Genomic DNA, 25,402 nt, shown 5'->3' with positions numbered 1-25,402 from the left:
TAAAAGTGAATGACTGATGTTCTGCACATAATGACACGGTAGGGTAATGGGCAAGAGTAAGTCGCATTTGTTACACTATAAAGCTAATAGGCGATGAACGCCTAACAAAAAAGCTGAGAGATAAGAGAAAAACATTATGTCCGAAGAGCTGCTCATTAATATTAGTCCAATGGAGTCCCGTGTTGCAGTATTAGACAATGGTATCTTGGGCGAGATTTATATCGAACGTCATCATAAACTGGGTTTGGTTGGTAATATTTATCTGGGTACGGTTGTCCGTGTCCTACCTGGTATGCAAGCAGCGTTTGTTGATATTGGTCAGTCACGTACAGCTTTTTTGCATGTCAATGATATGCAGCGTGAGCCGCGCCCAGTCGCAGAAAGTAAAAATAAAGCCACTGTACATAAAGAAAGTGATACAGACCGTGGCCTTGTGGATACTTCTAACGATGATTTGGCCGTTATGTCACCTGTCGTTAGCGTGCCAAGCTCGGAAATTATGCCTGTTTCTAAAACATTGATTCAGCATCGTCTACACGAAAGTCAACGTATCTTAGTGCAAGTCACGAAAGATCAGCTGGGTAGTAAAGGTGCTCGTCTAACCACCAATATATCGCTACCGTCACGCTATTTGGTATATCTACCATCAAGTGAACATATTGGTATATCGCAGCGTATTGATGGTGACGAAGAGCGTACGCGTCTAAAGACTGAACTTAGTAGCTTGATGCAGACGGTTAATCTAAAAGGTGGATTGATTGCTCGTACTGCTGCTGAACGTGTTCCTGTCGAAAAGCTTGAAGAAGATATCTACTATCTGCTACAGCTGTGGCGCACTATCTGTGCTCGTCGCCAAGAAATAAACCATCATCAAAGCTCAGAGCTTATTTACCAAGAACTGGCACTGCCATTAAGATCTATTCGTGACTTGGTACATGCTGATACCGAAAAAGTCATCATCGATAATACACAGATATATGAGCAAGTAAGATACTTTGCCAAAGAGTTTGTGCCTTTTGTCTATGATCGAATCGTACACTATACTGCTGAGCAATCCCTATTTGATATACATCGTGTCGAAGACGACTTACGTGATGCCTTAAAACGCCGTGTAGATCTAAAGTCAGGCGGTTATTTGATTATCGATCAAACAGAAGCGATGACTACTATTGATGTGAATACTGGCTCTTTCGTGGGTGGCCGCTCATTAGAAGACACCGTTTATAAGACCAACCTAGAAGCGACTCATGCTATTGCTCGTCAGCTACGTTTGCGAAATCTAGGTGGCATCATTATTTTAGATTTTATCGATATGCTAGAGCAACAGCACAAAGACGATGTGTTAGAGAGTTTACAAGCTCAGTTGAAGCAAGATTATGCCAAGACTAAGATTACGCAAGTCAGTGAGCTTGGCTTGGTAGAGATGACTCGTAAACGTACCCGTGAGTCATTAGGGCAGCAGCTTTGTGAGCCGTGCCCAACCTGTCAAGGCCGTGGCTTTGTAAAAACAGCTGAAACAGTATGTTTTGAGATATTTCGTGAGATTATGCGCTGTGCTCGCACTTATAACTCTCCCAAAAAATTCACTGTCGTGGCTCACGCATCAGTCATTGATTTACTACTAACGACAGAGTCAGATACCGTAGCAGACTTAGAATATTTGCTTGGTAGAGTGATTACTTTTGATGTGGAAAATCTCTATACTCAAGAACAATACGATATTGTTTTAGACTGATAGCTTATCTGCTATAGATAGTAGAATCATTAGAAATAGATGATGATGCTTAAAAAGCGTAATATCCAGATCGACTACAGATATAGTTCTTGCAATGAACGAAATAATATGTATAATACACACCACTGAATTAAATATGCGCAGCTGACTAGAAAGGCTGGCGCTATGACAGCTAGAGCATCGTTTCTAGCACTATTTCATTATGCCTTTGCTGCTTTCCAATATATAGGAGGGTCGGCGGGGCTTTAAACTATTTTACTTTTGGCACGCTATAAGTTCGGATAAAGAACTCATTCTGGTTAAGAACAGAAGGCCGCTTTAAGTGAATATTTAACCAAACGGCTTTTGATCATATCTTTGCAAAGCAAGAATGACAAAAGCACATATTAGGAGCTTGCTGGCATGGCTAACCAGAGAATCCGTATCCGTCTTAAGTCTTTTGATCATCGTTTGATCGATCAATCTGCACAAGAGATTGTTGATACTGCAAAGCGCACCGGTGCGCAAGTTTGTGGTCCTGTACCGTTGCCGACTCGCATTGAGCGCTTCAACGTTCTAACCTCACCACATGTTAACAAAGACGCGCGTGATCAGTACGAAATCCGTACTCATAAGCGTATGGTTGATATCGTTCAACCTACTGACAAAACTGTGGATGCGCTAATGAAATTAGATTTAGCGGCGGGTGTTGACGTTCAAATTGCTTTGGGTTAATGCACATTACACACCCAACCCATTAATATAAGATATAAAGAGGTCTAAAATGGCGATCGGTTTAGTCGGTAAAAAATGCGGCATGACCCGTGTCTTCACTGAAACAGGCGCATCTATCCCTGTGACAGTAGTTGAGGTCGATGCAAACCGCATTACTCAAGTAAAAAATACTGATGTAGATGGTTATCAAGCCATCCAAATTACCACAGGCACCCGTCGTGACAGCCGCGTAACAGCTGCACAGAAAGGTCACTTCGCTAAAGCTGGTGTTAAAGCTGGCCGTGGTGTTTGGGAGTTTCGTGCCAACGATAGCGATCTTGAAGGTCGTGAGATTGGTGGTGAAATTCTAGCTGACCTGTTCGAACAAGGTCAAATGGTTGATGTTACAGGAAACAGCAAAGGTAAAGGCTTCCAAGGTCCTGTAAAGCGTCACAACTTTAATATGCAAGATGCTACTCATGGTAACTCAGTATCTCATCGTGCACATGGTTCAACTGGTCAGAACCAGTCACCAGGTAAAGTATTCAAAGGCAAAAAGATGGCGGGTCAGATGGGTAACAAACGTGTTACCGTTCAAGGCCTAGAAGTGATTTCGGTTGATGCCGAAAAAGGGTTACTTGTCATCAAGGGTGCTATCCCAGGTGCCACCGGTGGCGATGTTATCGTACGTCCGTCAGTCAAAGCCTAAGCAAGGGGATTAACGTGGATTTAAAAACAGTTACAGGTGCGGCGGTTGAGCTTTCTGATACGGCATTTGGTCGTGAATTCAACGAAGCACTAGTGCATCAAGTCGTCACCGCTTATTTAGCTGGTGCTCGCCAAGGTACACGCGCACAAAAAACCCGTGCCGAAGTTTCTGGCGGTGGTATCAAGCCATGGCGCCAAAAAGGTACTGGTCGCGCTCGTGCGGGTTCTATTCGTAGCCCAATCTGGCGTTCAGGTGGTCGTGCATTCGCTGCAAAACCACAAGATTGGTCACAGAAAGTAAACCGTAAAATGTATCGCGGTGCGATGCAGTGCATCCTAGCCGAATTGATTCGCCAAGAGCGTTTGATTTTGGTAGAAGAGTTGAGCGTTTCTGGGCCGAAAACCAAAGAGCTGATTGCTAAGTTGAACGATTTAAATGCACCTCGTGCACTAATCGTGACTAAAGAAGTTGATGAAAACTTATACTTGGCTGCTCGCAACATTCCACATGTCAATGTACTTGGTACAAATGAAGTGGACCCAGTGAGCTTGATCGCATTTGATAAAGTGATCATGTCAGTTGAAGCTGCGAAACAATTTGAGGAAGCACTAGCATGAATAACGCAAGACTTTATCAGGTCTTAAGAGGGCCTGTATTCTCAGAAAAATCTCAAATGCTTGGCGACTCACTTGGTGTGCAGGTATTTAAAGTTGATTCTAATGCTACTAAGCTAGAAGTCAAAAAAGCAGTTGAGTTGATGTTTGAAGGTGTTGAAGTTACTAAAGTGAACACTTTGAATGTTAAAGGTAAGACAAAGCGTTTTGGTAAAAGCATCGGCCGTCGTAACGACTATAAAAAAGCCTATGTTACCTTAAAAGCTGGTCAAGATGTACAAATGGCTGATGCTGGTGAAGAAGTAGTAAATACTACTGATTCTGCTAGTGAAACAGCGAATAACGAATAAGGATTACACTCATGCCTATCGTAAGAGCAAAGCCAACATCACCAGGCCGTCGTTTTGTTGAAAAAGTGGTGCATCCACACCTTTACAAAGGTCGTCCTTATGCAGCACTTGTTGAATCAAAAAGTAAGTCAGGTGGTCGTAATAATAATGGTCGCATAACGACTCGTCATATTGGCGGTGGTCATAAGCAGCATTATCGTGTTATCGATTTCAAACGTACTAAAGACAATATCCCAGCTACAGTAGAGCGTATCGAATACGATCCTAACCGTACTGCACATATTGCCTTGCTTAAGTATGCTGATGGCGAACGTCGCTACATCATCGCTGCTAAAAAACAAGCAGTTGGCGATACAGTGATGTCAGGTGAAACTTCACCAATTCGCCCAGGTAACTGTTTACCACTGAAAAACATCCCATTGGGTACTGTGATTCACAATATCGAACTTAAAATCGGTAAAGGTGCACAGATGGCTCGCGCAGCGGGTGCTAGTGTTCAGTTATTAGGTCGTGACGGTATCTATGCTATTCTACGTTTGCGTTCTGGCGAGACTCGCCGCGTACATGTGAATTGCCGTGCTGTTATCGGTGAAGTTTCTAACACTGAAAACAACTTGAAATCACTTGGTAAAGCCGGTGCTTCACGTTGGCGTGGTGTTCGTCCTTCAGTTCGTGGTGTCGCTATGAACCCGGTTGATCACCCACATGGTGGTGGTGAAGGTCGTAACAAAGGTCGCCATCCAACTAGCCCTTGGGGTCAGAAGTCTAAAGGACTTAAAACGCGTAGTAATAAGCGTACTGACAACATGATCATCCGCCGTCGCGCCAAGAAGAAATAAAGGAAGAATTTCATGCCTCGTTCATTGAAAAAAGGTCCATTCATAGACGCGCATTTGTTTGCTAAAGTTGAGAATGCATTAGACACCAACTCACGCAAGCCAATTAAGACTTGGTCGCGCCGCTCGATGATTTTGCCACAAATGGTTGGCCTAACTTTATCTGTTCACAACGGCCGTACTCATGTACCGGTTATCGTGAGCGAACAGATGGTTGGTCATAAACTAGGTGAATTTGCCCCGACTCGTACGTATCGTGGTCATGGCATTGACAGAAAAGCTAAGAAATAAGGTGCTTACCATGGAAGTAACTGCAAAATTACGCGGTGCCGCCATATCGGCACAAAAAGTTAGACTCGTTGCTGATGAAGTTCGTGGCAAATCTATTGAGCGTGCTTTGGATATCCTAACGTATAGCAATAAAAAAGGCGCTGTGTTTGTTAAGAAATGTCTTAACTCAGCCATCGCCAATGCCGAAAACAACAACGGTCTAGATATCGATACTCTTAAAGTATCAACTATCTACGTTGATGAAGGCATTACGCTAAAACGTATCCTACCACGTGCCAAAGGTCGCGCTGATCGTATCAGCAAGCGTACTTGTCACATCACTATAAAGGTAGGAGAATAAGTTATGGGTCAAAAAGTACATCCAATCGGAATTCGTCTTGGTGTTGTCAAAAAGCATAATGCAAACTGGTATGCTAACCCTAAACAATACTCAGAATACCTCATCAACGACATTCAAGTTCGTGAATACCTTCGCAAGAAGCTAGATAACGCTATGATCAGTAACATCATGATCGAGCGTCCTACTGGCGCTGCTAAGATTACCATCGCCACTGCGCGCCCTGGTATCGTTATCGGTAAGAAAGGCGAAGATATCGAAAGACTTCAAAAAGAATTGACCAAAATTATGGGCGTACCTGCTCAGGTCAACATTGAAGAAATCACGTCACCTGATCTTGATGCACGTTTGGTTGCAGACGGTATTGGTAGCCAGCTTGAGCGTCGTGTTATGTTCCGTCGTGCAATGAAGCGCGCTGTACAGAACAGCATGCGTTCTGGTGCTAAAGGTATTAAAGTTGAGTTGTCTGGCCGTCTTGGCGGTGCTGAGATTGCTCGTACTGAATGGTACCGTGAAGGTCGTGTGCCATTGCATACACTCCGCGCTGATATTGACTATGCGTCAGTACGTGCAGAGACAACTTACGGCACTATCGGTGTAAAAGTTTGGATTTTCCGTGGCGAAATCCTTGACGGTATGAACAGTGTTTATAACCCCGTCAACGAAGAGAAGCCTCGTGCGCCAAAACGCCGTGGTCGTGGAAACGGAAACCGTCGAAACTCAGACAGAGGTTAAACTATGTTACAGCCAAAACGTACCAAGTTTCGTAAAATGCATAAAGGTCGTAACACTGGGCTAGCTCATCGTGGAAGCACCGTTGCATTCGGACAAATTGGTCTAAAATCGTTGACTCGTGGTCGTATGACTGCCCGTCAAATTGAAGCAGCACGTCGTACCATCACTCGTAAAATTAAGCGTGGCGGTAAGATTTGGATTCGTGTATTCCCAGACAAGCCAATTACCAACAAACCATTGGAAGTACGTATGGGTAAAGGTAAAGGTCCAGTCGAATATTGGGTATGCGAAATCAAGCCTGGTAAAGTGCTATATGAAATCGAAGGGGTCTCTGAAGAGCTTGCTCGCGAAGCATTAACGCTTGCCGCAGCAAAACTGCCCTTTAAAACTACCATTGTTAAGCGGACGATAATGTAATGAAGATCAGTGAATTACGTGATAAATCATTAGAAGAACTGACCCAGTTACTTGATGAAAAGCAACTTGATGCTTTCCGTATTCGTATGGCTAAAGCAACTGGTCAGTTGGGTAATACCCATGAAGTACGTGCCAATCGTCGTACGATTGCACAGCTTCAGACTTTGATTAACGAGAAACAACGAGGCGACTCATGAGCGATAACAATCAAACAGCTACCAATGCTAGCGTATTGACAGGACGAGTTGTCAGCGACAAGATGGATAAGTCCATCACAGTTTTGATTGAGCGTCTGGTTCGTCATCCTCTATATGGCAAACAGCTTCGTCGTTCTACAAAAATCAAAGCACATGATGAGAACAATGTTTGCCAACAAGGTGACCTTGTCCGTATCAAAGAAACGCGTCCAATCTCAAAAACTAAGTCATGGACTTTAGTTGATGTGGTTGAAAAAGTAGAAAAAATCTAAGTAAATTGCATTAAAAGCCAGAAGCTGTTAAAATAGCCGCCTTTTTAAGGATGCTGATTGCGCCGAGCGTATATCACTCACATTAAGAGTAAGTCGCGGCTATTTATATTAAAATGCCGTCTACTCATACTGTGCTAGCGGCAGCAACTGGTTTTTATTGCTCATACGTGTGGAGTAACGCTATGATTCAGGTTGAGTCAATGCTGGAAGTTGCAGACAATAGCGGTGCAAGGCGAGTTCAGTGCATTAAAGTACTGGGTGGTTCTCATCGTCGTTATGCATCAGTTGGCGACATTATTAAAGTAACGGTTAAAGAAGCCATTCCTCGCGGTCGTGTTAAAAAAGGCGACGTGATGAATGCAGTAGTTGTACGTACCAAAAAAGGCGTTCGTCGTCCGGATGGTTCTGTGTTGCGTTTTGATGACAATGCTGCGGTATTGTTAAACCAAAATAAAGCGCCAATTGCAACTCGTATTTTTGGACCGGTAACTCGTGAACTACGTGGTGATCAGTTTATGAAAATTGTATCACTTGCACCAGAAGTATTGTGAGGTAATCCATGTCAAAATTACGTAAAGGCGATACAGTTATCGTGATTGCTGGGAAAGATAAAGGCAAACAAGGTACTGTACAAGCTGTAAAAAATGATCGTATTAAAGTAGAAGGCATTAATATTGTTACTAAACATCAGAAGCCTAATCAGGCAGCTGGCGTTGAAGGCGGTATTCTTAAGCAAGAAGCTTTTCTACATATCTCAAATGTCGCAATTTTAAATGCGCAAACCCAAAAAGCTGATCGTATTACTTATCAGTTCGATGAAGACGGCAAGAAACAACGCGTCTATCGTTCGAACGGTGAAGTAGTGGCGACTGCGTAAGACACTAAGGGTGTAATGGTAATGGCAAGATTAAAATCTTTATATAACGATAAGTTAAAGCAGCAAATCAAAGAAGAGCTTGGTTTAACAAATGTGATGCAAGTGCCTAAAATCACTAAAATCACACTTAACATGGGTGTGGGTGGTGCGTCTCAAGATAAGAAAATTCTTGAAGGTGCAGTTGCCGATATGACCGCTATTGCTGGTCAAAAACCTGTTGTTACTAAAGCGCGTAAATCAGTTGCTGGTTTTAAAATTCGTGAAGAATGGCCAATTGGCTGTAAAGTAACGCTACGCGGTGAGCAAATGTACGAATTTTTAGATCGTCTCATTGCCATTGCAATTCCTCGTATTCGTGATTTCCGCGGTTTTTCACCTAAAGCCTTTGACGGACGTGGTAACTACTCATTGGGTATTAAAGAACAAATCGTATTCCCAGAAGTAGATTTTGACAAAATTGATCGTATCCGCGGTATGGATGTGACAATCACCACGTCAGCTAGTAGTGATGAAGAAGGTCGTGCGTTGCTTAAAGCATTCGGCTTCCCATTTAAATAAGGTAAAGACGTTATGGCAAAGAAGAGCATGATTAACCGCGAATTAAAACGCGAAAAAATGGTTGCTAAATATGCTGAAAAGCGTATCAAGCTAAAAGAAACTATCAGTGATATGACTGCAAGTGACGAAACTCGTATGGAAGCGATGCTAGAGCTACAAGCTCTACCACGTAACTCATCACCAGTACGTCTGCGTAATCGTTGTGCTATCACCGGTCGTCCTCATGGTTACTTCCGCAAGTTTGGCTTATCACGCAATATGCTGCGTGAGCGTGTCATGCAAGGCGATGTGCCTGGTGTTCGTAAAGCAAGCTGGTAAGGAGTAACTATATGAGTATGCAAGATACCGTTGGGGATATGCTAACCCGTATTCGTAACGCACAAATGGCTAATAAAGTATCGGTAGCAATGCCGAACTCTAAACTACGTAAATCAATTGCTGATTTACTGGTTAGCGAAGGTTATGTGGCTAGTGCTGTTGTCGCTGAAGAAGCAAACAACAAAGCAACACTTACTATTGAACTAAAATATTTCGAAGGCCGTGCTGTCATCGAAACTATTCAACGTTATAGCCGTCCTGGTTTGCGTCAGTTCCGTGGCAAAGATTCTATCCCTACTGTTAAACAGGGTATGGGCGTTGCTATTGTATCAACTAGCCAAGGTATCATGAGCGATCGTGCTGCACGCGCTGCTGGTATCGGTGGTGAAATTGTCGCATTTGTAGCGTAAGCTATACGACGATGAAGTTTATTTGATAGTTGTTAGGCTCTTATCAATTGAATGATTATAAATTAATTTAAATTGATAGGTGTCTAACACAGTCAACTATGCTAAACTAACACGCTTTTTAGCCTGTTAGTTTTTTCGCTAATATAAAGAAGTTAATTTTTTAAGGAATATTCCTATGTCTCGTGTGGCTAAAGCCCCAGTAACGCTGCCAAACGGCGTAAGCGTTACTTTGAACGATCGGCAGGTCGAAGTTAAAGGCAAGAACGGCAATTTGTCTTTACGCCTGCATGAATTGGTCGAGCTGAAACAGGAAGATGATGCTATCATTTTCTCACCTACAGTCGATTCAAAAGAAGCTATGATGCACACTGGCACCATGCGCGCTCTAGTTAACAACTATGTTAAGGGCGTTCATGAAGGCTTTGAAAAACGTCTTCAATTGATTGGTGTTGGTTATCGCGCACAAGTTGCTGGCAATAAAGTAACTTTAAACGTTGGTTACTCTCACCCAGTAGAGTATACGTTGCCTGAAGGTGTATCAGCTGAAACCCCAACGCAAACTGAAATTGTTTTGAAATCAAACAATAAACAGCAGCTTGGTCAAGCAGCGGCTAACATCCGTGGTTTCCGCCCACCTGAGCCTTACAAAGGCAAAGGTATTCGTTATAGTGACGAGCATGTGATTCGCAAAGAAGCTAAGAAAAAATAAGGTGAGTTGAAATGTTTGATAAAAAAGCAGCTCGTCTACGTCGAGCAAAGAAAACCCGTGCGCATATCCGTTTCTTAGGCGTTCATCGCTTAACGGTTAACCGTACGCCAAAACATATTTATGCCCAGATTATCTCTCCTAACGGTGGTGAAGTGATTGCTCAGGCATCTACCTTAGACGGCAGCTTGCGCTCTGGTGCGACTGGTAATGTTGATGCAGCAACGTCTGTAGGCCAAATGATCGCAGAACGCGCAAAAGCAGCTGGCATTAATAAAGTTGCCTTTGACCGTAGTGGTTTTAAATATCATGGTCGAGTTAAAGCTTTAGCTGAAGCGGCTCGCGAAAACGGATTGGAGTTTTAATCATGGCTAGAAATGATAAAAATGATAAAAATGAACAGACTGACGGTCTAGTAGAACGCTTAGTTACCGTTGATCGTGTTGCAAAAGTAGTTAAAGGTGGTCGTATTTTCTCGTTCACTGCGTTGACTGTAGTGGGTGACGGCAATGGTCGTGTGGGTTTTGGTCGCGGCAAAGCACGTGAAGTGCCAGCTGCTATTCAAAAAGCACTAGAAGCTGCTAAACGTAATATGATTACTGTTGAGTTAAATGATGCAACTTTGTATCATCCGATCAAAGCACGTCATGGTGCTAGTAAAGTCTATATGCAACCTGCATCTGAAGGTACTGGCGTAATCGCTGGTGGTGCAATGCGTGCTGTGTTAGAAGTTGCTGGTGTCAAAGATGTTTTGACTAAATGTTATGGTTCTACCAATACTGCTAACGTTGTTCGTGCAACGTTTAACGGTTTACGTGATATGTCAACTCCAGAGAAGATGGCAGCTAAACGTGGTAAATCTGTAGACGAAATCTTGGGTTAACTTAGACTAGGTGAGTTACGATGAAAAAAATGAAAGTCACTCAATTTAAATCGGGTGCCCATCGCCTAAAGAGCCACAAAGCGAGCTTGAAAGGATTGGGTTTACGCCGCATTAATCATACTGTTGAAGTAGAAGATACTCCTTCAACTCGTGGTATGGTCAATCGCGTTAACTACATGGTAAAAGTGGAGGAAGCGTAATGGGTCTTAGATTAAATGAATTATCACCAGGTGTTGGCGCAAAGAAAACTGCCCAACGTCGTGGTCGTGGTATCGGTTCAGGTCTTGGTAAGACTGGTGGCCGTGGTGTAAAAGGTCAGAAGTCTCGTTCAGGTTCTAGCATTCGCTCAGGATTTGAAGGTGGTCAAATGCCTTTATACCGTCGTCTACCAAAATTTGGTTTTACCAGTAAGATGGCAATGAAAACTGCTGAAGTACGTCTTTCTGAATTAAAACAAATTGAAGGCGATGTGGTCAGCATTGAAACACTTAAAGCTGCCAACCTTATTCGTCATGATATGAAACGTGCCCGTGTAATGTTATCAGGCGAAGTTACTAAAGCTTATACCTTTAAAGGTATCAAAGTAACTAAAGGCGCTAAGCAAGCAATCGAAGCTGCTGGTGGTAGCATCGAGGAGTAGTAACGTGTCAAAACAATCAATGTCATCGACTGGTATACCGCTTAATCCATTCGCATTTATACGAAAGTATGATGAATTATGGACGCGTTTATTATTCTTAATCGGCGCATTGATTGTTTATCGTTTAGGGTCACATATTCCAGTACCGGGTATTAACCCAGTTAATTTGGCTGATCTGTTTTCGCGCAACGAAAATACCATTTTGAGCATGTTTAACATGTTTTCAGGTGGTGCACTAGAACGTATGTCCATTATGGCACTTGGCATTATGCCATATATCTCAGCATCGATTATTGTACAGATGATGTCTGCGGTATTACCATCGCTTGAAGCTCTCAAAAAAGAGGGGGAAGCAGGACGACGTAAGTTAAACAAGTATACCCGTCAGGGGACGCTTGCTTTAGCATTAGTACAGTCATTAGGAATGTGTGCTGGTTTAATCAGTCAAAATCTTACTTTATCTTCTGGTCTTACTTTTTATATTCCAGCCGTTACTTCGTTAGTAGCGGGCGCTATGTTTTTAATGTGGCTTGGTGAGCAGATTACAGAGCGTGGTGTGGGTAACGGTATTTCAATGCTCATTTTTGCGAGTATTGTGGCTGGTACACCAGGTATGATTTCGCAATCTATCGAACAAGTCAATCAAGGTCAGATGAACTTGATTGTGCTATTTATTTTTGTGTTGCTAGGTATCGCGGTTACTGCCGGTATTGTTTATATTGAACGTGCCCAACGCCGTGTTCCTGTAAACTATGCACAGAAACAGCAGCAAGGTCGCAAAATTTATGCTCAGCAGCAATCTCATTTGCCGTTGAAGCTAAATATGGCAGGTGTTATTCCCGCTATTTTTGCAAGTTCTTTGCTGTTGTTTCCAGCCAGTTTAGGGCAGTGGGTAGGTCAATCAACTGATCCTACCTTTACACAAAAAATATTACAAAATATGGCATTGGTATTGTCTCCAGGACAGCCGCTATATTTGGTACTGTTTGGTGCGATGATTATTTTCTTCTGTTATTTCTATACGGCTCTGGTATTTAGTCCCCGTGAAGTTGCAGAGAACCTTAAACGTAGTGGTGCGTATATTCCAGGTATTCGCCCAGGACAACAAACTCAGCGTTACCTCGATCATGTATTAAACCGACTGACCTTTATTGGCGCGATGTATATGACGGTTATTTGTTTAATGCCAATGGTCGTCCAGTCATCGTTTGGTGTGCCGTTTCAACTCGGTGGTACGTCTTTACTGATTATGGTGGTTGTGGTAATGGATTTCATATCGCAGATTCAAGCGCATTTGATGACCCATCAATATCATGATCAGACGTTAATTCAATCGCCCACTCAACCTTAAAAATGAGCGGTACGATATTTCAAGGAGCATGCTATGAAAGTTCAAGCATCAGTTAAAAAGATTTGTGGTAGCTGTAAAGTTGTGCGCCGTAAAGGCCGTGTACATATTATTTGTACAGCAGAACCTCGCCACAAGCAACGTCAAGGTTAATATTTAGCGTGATTTAGCCATAGGCTCTATTACTGATTAAATTAATACTTGAAAAATGACGGCGGATGAGTTATTATCCGCCACTTGCCGTAGTTTATATGAAAAACTTTTATAGTGTCTTTAATGGCTGACTTACTATTAGGTCAATTCAGAAAAAGCGTTATGAAGGTTTACGTATCGACAGCAACAAATCTGAAAAATAACGCTTTATCGAGAGATAATGCTCATTTTTCTTTAATGGAGAGAAATCAATGGCTCGTATTGCCGGCGTAAACATTCCGGATAATAAGCATGCTGTTATTTCACTAACTTACATCTTTGGTGTAGGTCGTACCACTGCTCAGAAAATCTTAGAAGCAGTTGGCATTGCCCCTACTACTAAAGTTAGCCAGTTAGATGATACACAGTTAGATGCTATCCGTGCACAAGTTGCAAATTACATGACTGAAGGTGATCTTCGTCGTGAAGTGTCAATGAATATTAAGCGCTTAGTTGATCTTGGTTGTTACCGTGGCATTCGCCATCGTCGTAACCTACCAGTTAGAGGTCAAAACACTAAGAACAACGCTCGTACTCGTAAGGGTCCGACACGCCCTCTCAAAAGATAATTAACTTAGGAAGCTAAAAGATGGCAAAAGACACTCGTAGTCGCAAAAAGGTGGCTCGTCGTTCAGTATCGGAGGGCGTAGCCCATATCCATGCGTCTTTTAATAACACCATTGTTACGATTACCGATCGCCAAGGTAATGCATTGGCTTGGGCCACTTCAGGTGGACAAGGCTTCCGTGGTTCACGTAAATCTACACCATTTGCAGCTCAGGTTGCAGCTGAAGTCGCTGGTAAAGCGGCCCAAGAATATGGTGTTAAGAATATCGATGTTTTGGTCAAAGGACCAGGACCGGGTCGTGAGTCTGCGGTAAGAGCACTAGGTGCATTGGGTTATAAAGTTAACAGCATCTCTGATGTAACCCCAATCCCACACAATGGTTGCCGTGCGCCGAAAAAGCGCCGCGTCTAATATTAAAGACGAAGCTTTTTATCCCAGAAGCTTATAGGAGACATAACAATGGCCCGCTATATTGGACCAAAACTCAAATTATCACGTCGTGAAGGTACTGACTTAGGTCTTAAGTCTGGTGTTAAACCATACGACGTAAAAACAAAAAAAGCTGGTCGTCCACCAGGTCAACATGGCGTTAGCCGTAATAAGACCTCAGAATATGCTCTACAGTTGCGTGAAAAGCAAAAAGTTAAGCGTATTTATGGTGTACTAGAGCGTCAATTCGCTAATTACTATAAAGAAGCTGCTCGTAAGCGTGGCGCTACTGGTGAGAACTTACTAGCTATGCTAGAAAGTCGTCTAGATAACGTGGTCTATCGCATGGGCTTTGGCTCAACTCGCGCAGAAGCACGTCAGCTAGTCAGTCATCGTACTGTTATGGTGAAAAAAGCTGGCCGTGATGAGTTTGTTCGTGTGAACATTCCATCAATTCAGCTTCAAGATGGTGATGTCATCGCTATCCAAGAGAAGTCTCGCGAACAACTACGTATTAAAAACGCTGTTGAACTAGCGACACAACGTGGTATTCCGGAATGGCTAGATGTTGACCACAGCAAACTACAAGGCACGTTTAAACAAGCGCCTGATCGTATTGATCTACCTGTTGAAATCAACGAAAGCTTGATCGTTGAGCTATACTCTAAGTAATGACGTACTGCTCGATGTCGTAAAAATGACATTGAGCAATTAACGTTAATTAAACCAGTTTAATAAATCGAGGTGACATCATGATGCTAAATGCAACTGAGTTTCTAACGCCGAACGCCATTAACGTGGATACGGTTAATGAAACGATTGCGAAAGTCACGCTCGAACCGTTAGAACGCGGCTTTGGGCATACTTTAGGTAATGCCTTACGTCGCATCTTGTTATCTTCATTACCTGGTGCTGCAGTCATTGAAGCTGAGATTGATGGTGTTGACCATGAATACTCAACACTTGAAGGACTACAAGAAGATGTGCTTGACCTGCTTTTGAACTTAAAAGGCTTGGCAATCACTCTTCATGACCAAAATGAAGTATTTTTGACCTTGGATAAACAAGGTCCAGGCACTATTACTGCTGCAGATATCGCGTTACCACATAATGTAGACATCATCAATCCAGAATTGGTATTGGGTACATTGAGTGATCGTGGTCATCTTAAGATGCGTTTGCGTGTAGTAATGGGTCGTGGATATGAGCCAGCAAACCAGCGCCGTGAAGATGGTGATACTAAAGCAATTGGACGCTTGAAGCTTGATGCAAGCTTTAGTCCTGTGCTTCGTGTTGCTTATCAGGTTGAGAACGCTCGTGTAGAGCAGCGTACTGATCTTGATCGTCTTATCGTTGAGCTTGAAACTAATGGCACTATAGATCCAGAAGAAGCAATTCGTAAAGCAGCCACTATTTTACAACAACAGATTTCTATCTTTGTTGACCTAGAAGCTGAAGAAGCGCCTGAGCCTGTGAAAGAAAAAGAAGAGGTTGATCCGGTGCTATTACGCCCTGTGGACGATCTTGAACTAACGGTTCGCTCAGCCAACTGCTTAAAAGCTGAAAACATTTACTATATCGGTGATTTGGTACAGCGTTCAGAGACTGAACTACTAAAAACCCCAAATCTTGGTAAGAAGTCATTAACAGAAATCAAAGACGTGTTAGCGTCTAAAGATTTAGAGCTCGGTATGCGCCTAGATAACTGGCCACCAGCTGATTTACGTGTTGATGATCGCTTTTCTTATCGTAGCCGTTAAACTTTAAGGATTTTTGACTATGCGCCATCGTAAGAGTGGAGTCAAGCTGGGTCGTACCGGCAGTCATCGTAAGGCAATGTTTCAGAACATGACTAACTCATTATTTGAGCATGAACTGATTAAAACAACTTTACCAAAAGCTAAAGAACTACGTCGCGTTGCCGAGCCATTAATCACTATGGCTAAAGAAGACAGCGTTGCTAACCGTCGTTTAGCATTTAGCCGTATGCGTAGCAAAGCTATGGTAGGCAAACTATTTGGCACGTTAGGTCCTCGTTACCAAACTCGTCCAGGTGGTTATTTGCGTATCGTAAAATGCGGTCATCGTGATGGTGACAATGCGCCAATGGCATATGTAGAGCTAGTTGATCGTGACTAGTTTGACACTGAATATATTATGTATAAAAAAAGCTCCAATTAATTGGAGCTTTTTTTATGTCAAATTTTCAACTACAGCAATAATGAATCAACATTAGCGGCACCTTGTCTAATGACTTCAGGTTGGCCACTAGTCATATCTACAATGGTGGTTAACTTGGTAGTTTTTATACCTGCATTTATTAGGCCACCAATCTGATTGCCCAAGATATCTTCAATTTCAAATGGGTCATCGAGAACATCATCACGGTTAGGCAGTATTAGTGAGCTGGTTAGAATAGGTTCATCCATTGCTTCTAACAATGCTTGAGCAATAGTATTACTTGGTACTCGAATACCAATGGTTCTTTTTTTAGCATGAGACAGTTTTTTCGGCACATCTTTTGTGGCATTTAGGATAAAGGTTATGGGCGCCGGAGTGTGCGCTTTAAGTTGTTTAAATTGCATATTGTCTACAGTTGCGTAGTTGGCAATTTCACTCAAATCGCGGCATAGTAGTGTAAATTGATGCTTGTCATCAAGCTCACGAATCTGTTTAAGCTTTTCTAGAGCATCTTTCGCACCTAAGCGACAACCGAAAGCGTAGCTAGTATCGGTAGGATAGATGATTAATTGATCTTTACGTAAGAGATCAGCTGCTTGTTCAATAAGGCGTGGTTGTGGATTATCAGGGTGAATATAGAATACTTGCATGATGCTTCCTTATCTTATAGTTATGAGATTTTTCTTCATTTAAATAAGTATGTAGGTGGCTGAATTAAAGCTGTCTGGGGTGTGTCCTCAGTTCAAAACTGCAGATAACAATGAGATAAATTGCCATCAAACGAGAAAATAGTGTAAATAATATCGAGATATTAACCAGCTATTTGACGAATTTTGGTAGAACTTTGCTATTTTTAGCCCAGTTAGAAAGCTATCGCTTGAATTGAGAACAGGCCCTAATACTATAGTTGATTCAATTTAAAAGTAGTACAAGGCAGCCGAGTGTAGATGCATATCTAATACTTCAAACGAGACGCTGTAATACTTTCATAATGGGATGACTATAAATAGGTTAGATTGCATATATATCTTATTATAACGTAAAGCATATATAATTTTAGTGGTGAGGCGTTATTGTTCGTACAAAATGATTAGTTATCTAGGTTGCAAAAAATAATAGTGTTATGTGACGACTGGTTCGGAGGGGTTAATGGTAGAAATACTAAGTAAAGTGAATAATAAAGTTTTTGCGTCACGTGGTAAAGTATGAGGTCTTGCGATATATTCTTTTACCTGCTGATAAACATCTCTTACGAAAGTACTAGCACTAGTATCGAAATCTGCAAATAAGTTATCTTGTGAGACTTGAAAGGAGCGTCCACAGGCTAAAGTGAAGAGACATTCTAATGCTTGGGGTTTAATTTCTACGCGCTCAAAAGCCTGCTGTTGTGCTGCTGATCGCCCATCGGGTGCATACCAGTATCCAAAATCAGGCAATCGTCTACGAGACTCACCAGCGATACACCAATGACTCAGCTCTAGTAAACTCATAATTTTTAATGTACATGTGCAAGGCCTTGATAGATATAAGGATACACTAAAAGTGTAATATTCTAAAATTTCACTAATAAATGTACATTAGCTCATTAAAAAGCTAGCTAATGTACATTTTTTTATGTCAAATAATTGTCACTTATATTAATACTGAAGAGAAAGTTATCTAGCTCCGCGCTCTAGTTCTCTTATGATAAGATGAAGGTTAATAAGATTGGTCTAGTGTGCCTAATATAAAATATCGAAAGTTTATACTTTGCTTAATAGCAAACTTAAAGAGTTAAGCAGCTATCTATCTTCCAAAACTAATAAAAATACTAATCGAGAATAAAGAAACATGGCTAAAACACCTGCGAACAAAAAAGATAAAACAGACAATGGCAATTTTGAAGAAGCCCTTTGGGATGCTGCCAACAAGCTACGAGGTAGCGTCGAATCCTCAGAGTATAAGCACATCGTCCTTAGCCTGATTTTCTTAAAGTTCATTAGTGACACTTTTGAGCAGCAAAGACAGAAGCTCATCGATACTGGCTATGAAAAGCATATCGACATGGTGCCTGCTTATACCAAAGATAACGTCTTCTATTTGCCGGAGGAGAGCCGTTGGAGCTTTATTCAGCAGAACGCTAAGCAAGAAGACATCGCTCTTAAAATCGACACAGCGCTGAGCACGATTGAGAAAACCAACCAATCTCTCAAAGGCGCATTGCCTGATAACTATTTCTCTCGTCTTGGCTTAACTGCCAGTAAGCTTGCCGCTTTGATCGACGTGGTCAATAACATCGACACTATCGGTAATCCAGAAGAGGATACCGTCGGGCGCGTCTATGAGTATTTCCTGGGTAAGTTTGCCGCGACTGAAGGCAAGGGCGGTGGTGAGTTCTATACGCCTAAGTCAGTGGTCAATCTCATTGCAGAGATGCTTGAGCCGTATCAAGGCAAGATCTATGATCCTTGCTGCGGTTCAGGCGGTATGTTCGTCCAGTCTATTAAGTTCATCGAGAGTCACCACGGTAATACCAAAGACGTGTCTATCTATGGGCAAGAGTACACCAGCACCACCTATAAACTCGCCAAGATGAACCTTGCTATTCGTGGTATCTCTAGCAACTTGGGCGATGTGGCTGCCGATACGTTCTTTAAAGATCAGCACGAAGACCTCAAAGCTGACTTCATCATGGCAAACCCACCTTTTAACCAAAAGGACTGGCGTGCGTCTGATGAGCTGGTCGATGATCCACGTTGGGCAGGCTATCCGACACCGCCGACAGGCAATGCCAACTATGCTTGGATATTGCACATGATATCCAAGCTCTCTGAGCATGGGACTGCTGGTTTCGTACTGGCAAACGGCTCAATGTCTACCACCACCAGCGGTGAGGGTGAGATACGCCAGCAGATTATCGAAAACGATTTGGTCGATTGTATGATTGCGCTACCAGGTCAGCTGTTTTATACCACGCAGATTCCAGTGTGCTTATGGTTTATCAGTAAAGACAAAGCCGCCACCTCAGCTGATAGTAAAGCAAAGGGGTTACGTAATCGTAGCGGTGAGACTTTATTCATTGATGCACGCGATATCGGTAGCATGATTAGCCGCACGAATAAAGAACTCACTAAGGATGATATCGAGGCGATTGCTAAGACTTATCATGCATGGCGCGGTGAGAAAGAAGCGGGCGGTTATGAAGCGTATGCAGACGAAGCAGGCTACTGTAAATCGGCAAGCCTAGGGGATATCAAAGCCAATGATTATGTGCTCACTCCTGGGCGTTATGTAGGCGCAGCAGCGATTGAGGATGACGGTATTGCGTTTGAGACAAAAATGCTAGAGCTAAGTCAAACGCTATATGCACAGATGCAAGCATCAGAAAAGCTAGATGCGACTATTCGCCAGAACTTGGAGGTATTGGGTTATGGTGAGTGATTGGAAGACAACTACATTTGAAGAGTCCTCAATTGAAATTCTAGATGGAGATAGAGGAAAGAATTATCCAAAAAAATCAGAATTCACTGAGTCTGGATATTGTCTTTTTCTAAACACAGGAAATGTGACTAAAGATGGGTTTAAATTCTCATCTACAGAATTTGTTTCCTCAGAAAGAGATCAGCTATTAAGAAAAGGAAAGCTTCAAAGGGAAGATGTGGTATTAACAACTCGTGGCACTGTTGGAAATGTTGCTTATTATGATAGCTCTATTCCTTTTGATCACATCCGTATTAATTCAGGCATGGTTATATTAAGGTCTGACGATACTAAGATATTACCACGCTACTTGTATTTATTTCTCCGTTCTAAATTATTTGAAGATCAAGTTATTGCTCTTCAATCAGGAAGCGCACAACCACAACTTCCCATTCGTGACATTAAAAGAGTCGAAATAAAAGTTCCTTCAGTCACCGAGCAAAAAACTATCGCTCATATCCTCGGTACGTTAGACGATAAAATCGAGCTAAATCGCCAAATGAACGAAACTCTAGAAGCGATGGCGCAGGCGTTGTTTAAAAGCTGGTTTGTTGATTTTGATCCGGTAATTGATAACGCGCTGGCGGCTGGTAATGCTATTCCTGATGAATTCTTTGAACGTGCTGAGCAACGTAAAAGCATTGAGAAAAAAGAGAATCAAGAATTGCAAAATTTATTCCCTGATGAATTTGAGTTTACAGAAGAAATGGGTTGGATTCCGAAGGGGTGGGAGGTTAAGCCTTTAGATGAAGTTGCTAACTATTTAAATGGTTTAGCACTGCAAAAATATAGACCTGAAAATATTGATGATGATTATTTACCAGTAGTTAAGATTGCACAGCTAAGAGAAGGGTTGGCTAATCATGATGAGAAAGCATCTATTAATATTAAACCTGAATACATTATAGATAATGGTGATGTAATCTTCTCATGGTCTGGATCATTACTAGTGGATGTATGGTGTGGTGGAAAAGCCGCACTAAATCAGCATCTATTTAAAGTAACATCAGGAGAATATCCTAAATGGTTTTATTTAAACTATACAAAATATCATTTAGCGGAGTTTCAAAGGATAGCTACGGATAAAGCTGTAACAATGGGGCATATTAAACGAGGACACTTAAAAGAAGCGTTATGTGTTATTCCTGAAAATAGAGTTGATGATAATGTATTTGCAGTTTTTGAAGATATTTTGAATAAACAAATAAGTTCAAGAATTGAGAGCCAAACTATCGCTAAACTCCGCGACACCCTTTTACCTAAGCTCATGTCAGGTGAGCTAAGAATTCCAGACGCTGCGGCACTTGTGGATGAAGCTATATAGCTTTTGACAGTAAACATTTATCCCAAAAATATAATCATTAATGGAGTTTAAGATGAAGAAGCTTTTACTTAGTTTGGCGTTTAGTTTAGGTGCTTTATCTGCGGCTCCTGTAATGGCTGCCGCTCCTGCTTTCTCTGCCAGTCAAATGGCTCAGGTCAAAATCAAAGACTTGAGCTTTAAAGAGGTTATGCGTGAGTTTTATAGTGGGCGTATGGGTTATGAGTTTATTGATGATGAATATATTGAGTCGATGCCAAATATTGGTTTAGACAGTATTGATAGCGATGGAGAGAGAACAGTTGCTTTAATGCATCCAGTATTGCCTTATAAAAACGTAGTAGGTGAGCCACGTTATTTGACCATCATCGAAAAAGTTCAAGTCAATAATGGTTCATTGGTTTCTTGCCATGTTTGTGGTGCAACAGCTGATTTATACAGTTTTCAAAAGCTAAATAATGGCCAGTTTCAATTGGTAAGTAAAACACCAAACGATGTGGAGTTTTCTACTAGCTGGGGGCGAGTTGGACTTTATGCCGAAGATATTCAGAACGGCCTACAGCCGTTGGGGAAAAACCTAATGGGCAGTATATTTATGAATGGTTATACCTCTACTGGGACAACGGATAGCTGGTGGGATGTATTGTTCTTACCTGAAAATGACTTTATCAATATATATACGTTAGGTGATGCTGGCTCAAACAATGCCGGAAATTACGAGGAAGACTCACCTCTGTACTACAGCTATGATGTTGCTTTTAAAGTCATACCTGAAAACACTACTTATTATCCTATTAAATTGACTTATAAAGGCGATAAACCTACTGACGACTATGAGCGTATCAATAGTGTCAATTACAGCAAGATTGTGAAGTTCAATCCGGTGAAAAAGGCTTATGAATAATTTAGCTTTGGTTTAGCCGTGGACTGGCGTATTAGTTATCGAGAAAGATAATACAGAATAATAAAAAGGACTTACCATTGAAATTTACTGAAGACCGACTTGAACAGGCCATTATCGAACTACTAGCAGCTGAGGGCTATCCACATACGGTTGGTGAAGCACTTGATCGTAATCCTGATGATGTGCTGATTAAGTCTGATCTTCGACAGTTTCTAGCCACCCGCTATAGAGATGACTTGATTACAGAGTATGAGATTGAGTCCATCATTCATAAGCTTGAATACCTTCCTGCCTCTGACCTTTACGACACCAACAAAGCCATCATGAAATTTATCGCTGATGGCTTCACCCTCAAGCGTGAAGACTATACTCAAAAAGATTTATACATCCAGCTGATTGATTATGAAGCACTCGATAACAATCGCTTTCGCATCGTCAATCAGATGGAGATACAAGGCTTTGAGCTGCGTATACCTGATGGCATTCTCTATATCAACGGTTTACCACTGGTGGTGTTTGAATTTAAGAGCAGCATTCGTGAAGATGCCACCATGTTCGATGCCTACACCCAACTGACCACCCGTTATAAGCGCGATATTCCAGAGCTGTTTAAATACAACGCCCTATGTGTGATTAGCGATGGGGTCAACTCAAAAATGGGCTCATTTTTTGCGCCTTATGAATTCTACTACTCTTGGCGCAAAGTCACGGGCGATGAGAAGTTAGAGAAAGACGGTATCCACTCCTTATTGACCATGATGGGCGGTTTATTTGATAAAACGCGTTTGCTCGATGTTATCCGTAATTTTATTTACGTACCTGACAAATCAAGCTTTGATGCAAAAATCGTTTGTCGCTATCCACAGTATTATGCTGCCACCAAGCTATACGACAATATTAAGCAGCACATGAAGTTGATCGACAGTCATGGCAACTTGATTGACGATAATGGCTTACGTGACGGTAAAGGTGGTACGTACTTTGGCGCGACTGGCTGTGGTAAAAGCTTTACCATGCTGTTCTTAGCCCGTCTGCTAATGAAAGACGCGGCGCTTGGTAGTCCAACCATTATCTTAATCACTGACCGCACCGATTTGGATGATCAGTTATCCAAAACCTTTACCAATGCCAAGACCTATATCGGCGATGAGAACATCATCAGTGTCGAGAGTCGTGCTGAGCTAAGAGAAGAGCTAAAAGGGCGTAAGAGTGGCGGTGTGTTCCTAACAACCATTCATAAGTTCACCGAAGACTTAGCTCTACTGACAGAGCGTACCAACGTCATCTGTATCTCTGATGAAGCGCATCGTAGCCAAATCAATCTCCAGCAAAAAATCACCGTTACCGAAGATGGGGTTAAAAAGACCTACGGCTTCGCTAAATACTTGCATGATTCTCTGCCTAATGCCACTTACGTCGGCTTCACGGGTACACCGATTGATGCCACTCTCGATGTATTTGGTCCAGTCGTTGATAGCTACACCATGGTTGAGTCGGTATTTGATGAGATCACCGTGCGTATTGTCTATGAAGGTCGCGCCGCTAAAGTGCTACTCGATAGCAAACAGCTTGATGAAGTCGAAAAATACTATCAAGAAAGCGCCGACGCTGGCACCAATGAATATCAGATCGAGAAAAGTAAAAAAGCCATGGCCAGTATGTCCACCATTCTTGGTGACCCTGACCGCATTAGAGCTATAGCAGAAGACTTTGTTCAGCATTATGAAGCACGAGTCGCTGAGGGCACTACACAAAAAGGCAAGGCTATGTTTGTCTGTAGCAGCCGTGAAGCTGCCTATCAGTTATATAAAGACATCATAGACCTGCGTCCTGAATGGGATGAGATAAGAGCGTGCGAGGAAGGCTCAACCTTATCGGAGAAAGAGCAGAAAGAGGTGATGCCTATAGAGCGAGTCAAAATGATCATGACTCGTAACAAAGACGATGAGAAAGGCATGTGGGACAATCTCGGTAATAAAGCACACCGTCAGGATCTAGATAAACAATTTAAAAATGGCAAATCTAACTTCAAGATCGCCATCGTCGTCGATATGTGGCTCACTGGCTTTGACGTACCATTCTTAGATACTATGTATATTGACAAACCCTTGCAAAAGCATAGCCTGATTCAAACCATCTCACGAGTCAACCGTAAGTTTGAAGGCAAAGAAAGTGGCTTGGTGGTTGACTACATCGGCATCAAAAAACAGATGAACCTGGCACTCTCGCATTACACCGGCGGTCAGATTCAAAACTTGGAAGACATTCAGCAGTCTGTCGTGGTAGTCAAAGACCACTTAAACCTGCTGGATTCGTTCTATCATAAATTTGACTCTAGCCTGTATTTCAGCGGCACGCCACTAGAACAGCTCAACTGCTTAAATGCGGCGGCTGACTTTGCACTGCAATCTAAAAAGCTAGAAAAACGCTTTATGGATTTAGCCAAGCGTTTGAAGTCTGCTTATGATATTTGCGTGGGTAGCAATGAGCTCACAAAGGCGCACAAGGACAAGATTCATTACTACTTAGCCATTCGTACCATCATCTTTAAAATCACCACTGGCGGCGCGCCTGACGTTGAGCAGATGAACCAAAAGGTACGTGATCTGGTGAAAGACGCGCTACGGAGTGATGGGGTAGAAGAGATCTTTAAGCTCGGTGATAACACCGACGGTGAGATTGATATCTTTGATGAAGACTATCTAGCCAAGCTTGAGGTGATTAAACAGCCCAATACCAAGTTAGAGCTGCTACAACAGCTACTTGCAAAAGCAATTGGTGAGCTTAAAAAGACCAACAAGGTCAAAGGCGTAGATTTCAGTAAGAAAATGAATGCGCTCGTTGAGAAGTATAACGACCGTGATGAGCAAGATGTGCTGCGGGCCGAAGTCATTGGCGACTTCTCTGATGAGATCATCAAGCTGTATCACGAGCTACGCGATGAGATGGCCTCGTTTGGTGAGATGGGTATCGACTTTGAAGAAAAAGCGTTTTACGACATTCTGCTTTCACTGGCACATAAGTATGATTTTACTTATCCGGAAGACAAGCTGATTGAGCTGTCCAAAGAGGTGAAAAAGCTTATCGATGATAAAGCTCAATACACCGACTGGAACAAGCGCGATGATATCAAAGCGGAGCTACAGTTCGACTTGATGATATTGCTCGATGAATGGGGTTATCCGCCAGTTGACTCTAAAGAGGTCTATAAAGAGATATTCGAGCAGGCTGAGAATTTTAAGAAGCATAGGGTGGTTTGAGAGGTAGGCTGTTAATAATTAAGTGATAGATTGCTATGGCTAACTACCCACAAAAAAGTGCTCTTAATGGATTGAGGTTATTTAGTTGAGATCCAATAGTGTTACAGATCTAGAATTTAATGTTTGGAAGTTCAGGATAGTTAATGTCTCTAAAAATATGGT

At 42.2% G+C, this 25,402-nt stretch carries 34 protein-coding genes and 1 pseudogene; 33 read left to right on the top strand and 2 right to left on the bottom strand.

Features of this window, described 5'->3' with window-relative positions; translation table 11 throughout:
* Positions 1-136 precede the first annotated feature (136 nt).
* The 29 genes from EI164_RS00420 (at position 137) to rplQ (ending at position 16,254) form a co-directional block, all read left to right on the top strand.
* Entirely contained in the window at positions 137-1,735 is a 1,599-nt protein-coding gene (locus tag EI164_RS00420) for an Rne/Rng family ribonuclease (protein ID WP_192518026.1), read from the top strand.
* A gap of 402 nt (positions 1,736-2,137) precedes the next feature.
* Positions 2,138-2,449 carry a 30S ribosomal protein S10 gene (gene rpsJ / locus EI164_RS00415; protein WP_010196670.1) on the top strand — a complete coding sequence of 104 codons (312 nt, stop codon included), beginning with the start codon at positions 2,138-2,140 and terminating at the stop codon, positions 2,447-2,449.
* Between the two features lie 49 nt (positions 2,450-2,498).
* Positions 2,499-3,137, top strand: a complete 639-nt coding sequence (gene rplC / locus EI164_RS00410; protein WP_192518025.1) for a 50S ribosomal protein L3 — start codon at positions 2,499-2,501, stop codon at positions 3,135-3,137.
* 14 nt (positions 3,138-3,151) lie between these two features.
* A complete protein-coding gene (gene rplD / locus EI164_RS00405; RefSeq protein WP_057758698.1) occupies positions 3,152-3,754 on the top strand; it encodes a 50S ribosomal protein L4 in 603 nt (200 codons plus the stop codon).
* A complete protein-coding gene (gene rplW / locus EI164_RS00400) occupies positions 3,751-4,101 on the top strand; it encodes a 50S ribosomal protein L23 (protein WP_192518024.1) in 351 nt (116 codons plus the stop codon). Before rplD ends, rplW begins: the two co-directional genes overlap by 4 nt.
* 11 nt (positions 4,102-4,112) lie before the next feature.
* Positions 4,113-4,940 (top strand): 50S ribosomal protein L2, encoded by an 828-nt coding sequence (gene rplB / locus EI164_RS00395; RefSeq protein WP_192518023.1) that lies wholly within the window; start codon positions 4,113-4,115, stop codon positions 4,938-4,940.
* Positions 4,941-4,952: 12 nt separating this feature from the next.
* The gene (gene rpsS / locus EI164_RS00390; protein ID WP_021813372.1) at positions 4,953-5,228 is read left to right on the top strand and encodes a 30S ribosomal protein S19; all 276 of its coding nucleotides are present in this window, start codon (positions 4,953-4,955) and stop codon (positions 5,226-5,228) included.
* Between the two features lie 10 nt (positions 5,229-5,238).
* The gene (gene rplV, locus EI164_RS00385; protein ID WP_010196689.1) at positions 5,239-5,568 is read left to right on the top strand and encodes a 50S ribosomal protein L22; all 330 of its coding nucleotides are present in this window, start codon (positions 5,239-5,241) and stop codon (positions 5,566-5,568) included.
* Positions 5,569-5,571: 3 nt separating this feature from the next.
* The gene (gene rpsC / locus EI164_RS00380) at positions 5,572-6,300 is read left to right on the top strand and encodes a 30S ribosomal protein S3 (protein ID WP_192518022.1); all 729 of its coding nucleotides are present in this window, start codon (positions 5,572-5,574) and stop codon (positions 6,298-6,300) included.
* A 3-nt stretch (positions 6,301-6,303) separates the two neighbouring features.
* Positions 6,304-6,717, top strand: coding sequence for a 50S ribosomal protein L16 (gene rplP / locus EI164_RS00375; protein WP_075102274.1), 414 nt, complete (start codon positions 6,304-6,306; stop codon positions 6,715-6,717).
* The gene (rpmC, locus tag EI164_RS00370) at positions 6,717-6,914 is read left to right on the top strand and encodes a 50S ribosomal protein L29 (protein ID WP_025644397.1); all 198 of its coding nucleotides are present in this window, start codon (positions 6,717-6,719) and stop codon (positions 6,912-6,914) included. The genes rplP and rpmC overlap by 1 nt, the downstream gene beginning before the upstream one ends.
* Positions 6,911-7,186 carry a 30S ribosomal protein S17 gene (gene rpsQ / locus EI164_RS00365; RefSeq protein ID WP_021813375.1) on the top strand — a complete coding sequence of 92 codons (276 nt, stop codon included), beginning with the start codon at positions 6,911-6,913 and terminating at the stop codon, positions 7,184-7,186. Before rpmC ends, rpsQ begins: the two co-directional genes overlap by 4 nt.
* A 182-nt stretch (positions 7,187-7,368) precedes the next feature.
* The gene (gene rplN / locus EI164_RS00360; RefSeq protein WP_010196702.1) at positions 7,369-7,737 is read left to right on the top strand and encodes a 50S ribosomal protein L14; all 369 of its coding nucleotides are present in this window, start codon (positions 7,369-7,371) and stop codon (positions 7,735-7,737) included.
* A gap of 8 nt (positions 7,738-7,745) precedes the next feature.
* On the top strand, positions 7,746-8,063 hold the full coding sequence (gene rplX, locus EI164_RS00355) for a 50S ribosomal protein L24 (protein WP_192518021.1): 318 nt from the start codon (positions 7,746-7,748) through the stop codon (positions 8,061-8,063).
* Between the two features lie 21 nt (positions 8,064-8,084).
* Positions 8,085-8,621 carry a 50S ribosomal protein L5 gene (rplE, locus tag EI164_RS00350; protein ID WP_192518020.1) on the top strand — a complete coding sequence of 179 codons (537 nt, stop codon included), beginning with the start codon at positions 8,085-8,087 and terminating at the stop codon, positions 8,619-8,621.
* Between the two features lie 12 nt (positions 8,622-8,633).
* Entirely contained in the window at positions 8,634-8,939 is a 306-nt protein-coding gene (gene rpsN / locus EI164_RS00345) for a 30S ribosomal protein S14 (protein ID WP_010196705.1), read from the top strand.
* Between the two features lie 11 nt (positions 8,940-8,950).
* Positions 8,951-9,349: a 30S ribosomal protein S8 gene (gene rpsH / locus EI164_RS00340; protein ID WP_192518019.1), complete on the top strand. Its 399-nt coding sequence runs from the start codon at positions 8,951-8,953 to the stop codon at positions 9,347-9,349.
* Between the two features lie 175 nt (positions 9,350-9,524).
* Entirely contained in the window at positions 9,525-10,058 is a 534-nt protein-coding gene (gene rplF, locus EI164_RS00335; protein WP_192518018.1) for a 50S ribosomal protein L6, read from the top strand.
* Between the two features lie 11 nt (positions 10,059-10,069).
* Entirely contained in the window at positions 10,070-10,420 is a 351-nt protein-coding gene (gene rplR, locus EI164_RS00330; protein ID WP_192518017.1) for a 50S ribosomal protein L18, read from the top strand.
* Positions 10,421-10,422: 2 nt separating this feature from the next.
* Positions 10,423-10,938, top strand: a complete 516-nt coding sequence (gene rpsE, locus EI164_RS00325; protein WP_010196711.1) for a 30S ribosomal protein S5 — start codon at positions 10,423-10,425, stop codon at positions 10,936-10,938.
* Between the two features lie 20 nt (positions 10,939-10,958).
* Positions 10,959-11,138, top strand: coding sequence for a 50S ribosomal protein L30 (gene rpmD / locus EI164_RS00320; protein ID WP_010196714.1), 180 nt, complete (start codon positions 10,959-10,961; stop codon positions 11,136-11,138).
* Complete coding sequence (rplO, locus tag EI164_RS00315) at positions 11,138-11,578, top strand: 50S ribosomal protein L15 (RefSeq protein ID WP_192518016.1); 441 nt, start codon at positions 11,138-11,140, stop codon at positions 11,576-11,578. Before rpmD ends, rplO begins: the two co-directional genes overlap by 1 nt.
* A 19-nt stretch (positions 11,579-11,597) precedes the next feature.
* Positions 11,598-12,929, top strand: coding sequence for a preprotein translocase subunit SecY (secY, locus tag EI164_RS00310; RefSeq protein WP_192518043.1), 1,332 nt, complete (start codon positions 11,598-11,600; stop codon positions 12,927-12,929).
* Positions 12,930-12,962: 33 nt separating this feature from the next.
* Entirely contained in the window at positions 12,963-13,079 is a 117-nt protein-coding gene (gene rpmJ, locus EI164_RS00305) for a 50S ribosomal protein L36 (RefSeq protein ID WP_010196721.1), read from the top strand.
* A gap of 251 nt (positions 13,080-13,330) precedes the next feature.
* The gene (gene rpsM / locus EI164_RS00300; RefSeq protein WP_021813384.1) at positions 13,331-13,687 is read left to right on the top strand and encodes a 30S ribosomal protein S13; all 357 of its coding nucleotides are present in this window, start codon (positions 13,331-13,333) and stop codon (positions 13,685-13,687) included.
* Between the two features lie 20 nt (positions 13,688-13,707).
* Complete coding sequence (gene rpsK, locus EI164_RS00295) at positions 13,708-14,097, top strand: 30S ribosomal protein S11 (RefSeq protein WP_192518015.1); 390 nt, start codon at positions 13,708-13,710, stop codon at positions 14,095-14,097.
* Positions 14,098-14,145: 48 nt separating this feature from the next.
* Entirely contained in the window at positions 14,146-14,787 is a 642-nt protein-coding gene (rpsD, locus tag EI164_RS00290; protein ID WP_192518014.1) for a 30S ribosomal protein S4, read from the top strand.
* Between the two features lie 80 nt (positions 14,788-14,867).
* Positions 14,868-15,875 (top strand): DNA-directed RNA polymerase subunit alpha, encoded by a 1,008-nt coding sequence (locus tag EI164_RS00285; RefSeq protein WP_087040762.1) that lies wholly within the window; start codon positions 14,868-14,870, stop codon positions 15,873-15,875.
* A 19-nt stretch (positions 15,876-15,894) separates the two neighbouring features.
* On the top strand, positions 15,895-16,254 hold the full coding sequence (gene rplQ, locus EI164_RS00280; RefSeq protein WP_010196736.1) for a 50S ribosomal protein L17: 360 nt from the start codon (positions 15,895-15,897) through the stop codon (positions 16,252-16,254).
* A 71-nt stretch (positions 16,255-16,325) separates the two neighbouring features.
* On the opposite strand, the gene EI164_RS00275 is transcribed toward rplQ, so the two are convergent.
* Positions 16,326-16,946, bottom strand: coding sequence for an L-threonylcarbamoyladenylate synthase (locus EI164_RS00275; protein ID WP_192518013.1), 621 nt, complete (start codon positions 16,944-16,946; stop codon positions 16,326-16,328).
* 471 nt (positions 16,947-17,417) lie between these two features.
* Positions 17,418-17,783 (bottom strand): annotated as a pseudogene (locus tag EI164_RS00270) (elongation factor P hydroxylase); the annotation flags it as partial.
* Positions 17,784-18,126: 343 nt separating this feature from the next.
* Between EI164_RS00270 and EI164_RS00265 the strand changes: the two are divergent.
* From EI164_RS00265 to EI164_RS00250, 4 genes are all read left to right on the top strand, one after another.
* Complete coding sequence (locus EI164_RS00265; protein WP_192518012.1) at positions 18,127-19,716, top strand: type I restriction-modification system subunit M; 1,590 nt, start codon at positions 18,127-18,129, stop codon at positions 19,714-19,716.
* Entirely contained in the window at positions 19,706-21,079 is a 1,374-nt protein-coding gene (locus EI164_RS00260) for a restriction endonuclease subunit S (protein ID WP_192518011.1), read from the top strand. The genes EI164_RS00265 and EI164_RS00260 overlap by 11 nt, the downstream gene beginning before the upstream one ends.
* Positions 21,080-21,131: 52 nt before the next feature.
* Positions 21,132-21,980, top strand: a complete 849-nt coding sequence (locus tag EI164_RS00255; protein WP_192518010.1) for a hypothetical protein — start codon at positions 21,132-21,134, stop codon at positions 21,978-21,980.
* 77 nt (positions 21,981-22,057) lie between these two features.
* Positions 22,058-25,240 (top strand): type I restriction endonuclease subunit R, encoded by a 3,183-nt coding sequence (locus EI164_RS00250; RefSeq protein WP_192518009.1) that lies wholly within the window; start codon positions 22,058-22,060, stop codon positions 25,238-25,240.
* The last annotated feature ends 162 nt before the right edge of the window (positions 25,241-25,402 follow it).

This window comes from Psychrobacter sp. FME13, assembly GCF_014861395.1.
Taxonomy (GTDB): domain Bacteria; phylum Pseudomonadota; class Gammaproteobacteria; order Pseudomonadales; family Moraxellaceae; genus Psychrobacter.
This window is presented reverse-complemented; position numbering and strand designations above follow the sequence as displayed.

What these genes read in the sequence shown, in the direction of transcription:
- rplE (WP_192518020.1), top strand. Translation starts at nt 8,085, where the DNA reads ATGGCAAGATTAAAATCTTTATATAACGATAAGTTAAAGCAGCAAATC.
- EI164_RS00420 (WP_192518026.1), top strand. Translation starts at nt 137, where the DNA reads ATGTCCGAAGAGCTGCTCATTAATATTAGTCCAATGGAGTCCCGTGTT.
- rpsK (WP_192518015.1), top strand. Translation starts at nt 13,708, where the DNA reads ATGGCAAAAGACACTCGTAGTCGCAAAAAGGTGGCTCGTCGTTCAGTA.
- EI164_RS00255 (WP_192518010.1), top strand. Translation starts at nt 21,132, where the DNA reads ATGAAGAAGCTTTTACTTAGTTTGGCGTTTAGTTTAGGTGCTTTATCT.
- rpsH (WP_192518019.1), top strand. Translation starts at nt 8,951, where the DNA reads ATGAGTATGCAAGATACCGTTGGGGATATGCTAACCCGTATTCGTAAC.
- EI164_RS00285 (WP_087040762.1), top strand. Translation starts at nt 14,868, where the DNA reads ATGATGCTAAATGCAACTGAGTTTCTAACGCCGAACGCCATTAACGTG.
- rplF (WP_192518018.1), top strand. Translation starts at nt 9,525, where the DNA reads ATGTCTCGTGTGGCTAAAGCCCCAGTAACGCTGCCAAACGGCGTAAGC.
- EI164_RS00260 (WP_192518011.1), top strand. Translation starts at nt 19,706, where the DNA reads ATGGTGAGTGATTGGAAGACAACTACATTTGAAGAGTCCTCAATTGAA.
- rpsN (WP_010196705.1), top strand. Translation starts at nt 8,634, where the DNA reads ATGGCAAAGAAGAGCATGATTAACCGCGAATTAAAACGCGAAAAAATG.
- rplP (WP_075102274.1), top strand. Translation starts at nt 6,304, where the DNA reads ATGTTACAGCCAAAACGTACCAAGTTTCGTAAAATGCATAAAGGTCGT.
- rplQ (WP_010196736.1), top strand. Translation starts at nt 15,895, where the DNA reads ATGCGCCATCGTAAGAGTGGAGTCAAGCTGGGTCGTACCGGCAGTCAT.
- rpsD (WP_192518014.1), top strand. Translation starts at nt 14,146, where the DNA reads ATGGCCCGCTATATTGGACCAAAACTCAAATTATCACGTCGTGAAGGT.
- rpsJ (WP_010196670.1), top strand. Translation starts at nt 2,138, where the DNA reads ATGGCTAACCAGAGAATCCGTATCCGTCTTAAGTCTTTTGATCATCGT.
- rplX (WP_192518021.1), top strand. Translation starts at nt 7,746, where the DNA reads ATGTCAAAATTACGTAAAGGCGATACAGTTATCGTGATTGCTGGGAAA.
- rplB (WP_192518023.1), top strand. Translation starts at nt 4,113, where the DNA reads ATGCCTATCGTAAGAGCAAAGCCAACATCACCAGGCCGTCGTTTTGTT.
- EI164_RS00275 (WP_192518013.1), bottom strand. Translation starts at nt 16,946, where the DNA reads ATGCAAGTATTCTATATTCACCCTGATAATCCACAACCACGCCTTATT.
- rpsS (WP_021813372.1), top strand. Translation starts at nt 4,953, where the DNA reads ATGCCTCGTTCATTGAAAAAAGGTCCATTCATAGACGCGCATTTGTTT.
- rpmD (WP_010196714.1), top strand. Translation starts at nt 10,959, where the DNA reads ATGAAAAAAATGAAAGTCACTCAATTTAAATCGGGTGCCCATCGCCTA.
- secY (WP_192518043.1), top strand. Translation starts at nt 11,598, where the DNA reads ATGTCATCGACTGGTATACCGCTTAATCCATTCGCATTTATACGAAAG.
- rplC (WP_192518025.1), top strand. Translation starts at nt 2,499, where the DNA reads ATGGCGATCGGTTTAGTCGGTAAAAAATGCGGCATGACCCGTGTCTTC.
- rpmJ (WP_010196721.1), top strand. Translation starts at nt 12,963, where the DNA reads ATGAAAGTTCAAGCATCAGTTAAAAAGATTTGTGGTAGCTGTAAAGTT.
- rpsM (WP_021813384.1), top strand. Translation starts at nt 13,331, where the DNA reads ATGGCTCGTATTGCCGGCGTAAACATTCCGGATAATAAGCATGCTGTT.
- rpsQ (WP_021813375.1), top strand. Translation starts at nt 6,911, where the DNA reads ATGAGCGATAACAATCAAACAGCTACCAATGCTAGCGTATTGACAGGA.
- rplV (WP_010196689.1), top strand. Translation starts at nt 5,239, where the DNA reads ATGGAAGTAACTGCAAAATTACGCGGTGCCGCCATATCGGCACAAAAA.
- rpsC (WP_192518022.1), top strand. Translation starts at nt 5,572, where the DNA reads ATGGGTCAAAAAGTACATCCAATCGGAATTCGTCTTGGTGTTGTCAAA.
- rplW (WP_192518024.1), top strand. Translation starts at nt 3,751, where the DNA reads ATGAATAACGCAAGACTTTATCAGGTCTTAAGAGGGCCTGTATTCTCA.
- rplR (WP_192518017.1), top strand. Translation starts at nt 10,070, where the DNA reads ATGTTTGATAAAAAAGCAGCTCGTCTACGTCGAGCAAAGAAAACCCGT.
- EI164_RS00265 (WP_192518012.1), top strand. Translation starts at nt 18,127, where the DNA reads ATGGCTAAAACACCTGCGAACAAAAAAGATAAAACAGACAATGGCAAT.
- rpmC (WP_025644397.1), top strand. Translation starts at nt 6,717, where the DNA reads ATGAAGATCAGTGAATTACGTGATAAATCATTAGAAGAACTGACCCAG.
- rplN (WP_010196702.1), top strand. Translation starts at nt 7,369, where the DNA reads ATGATTCAGGTTGAGTCAATGCTGGAAGTTGCAGACAATAGCGGTGCA.
- rpsE (WP_010196711.1), top strand. Translation starts at nt 10,423, where the DNA reads ATGGCTAGAAATGATAAAAATGATAAAAATGAACAGACTGACGGTCTA.
- rplO (WP_192518016.1), top strand. Translation starts at nt 11,138, where the DNA reads ATGGGTCTTAGATTAAATGAATTATCACCAGGTGTTGGCGCAAAGAAA.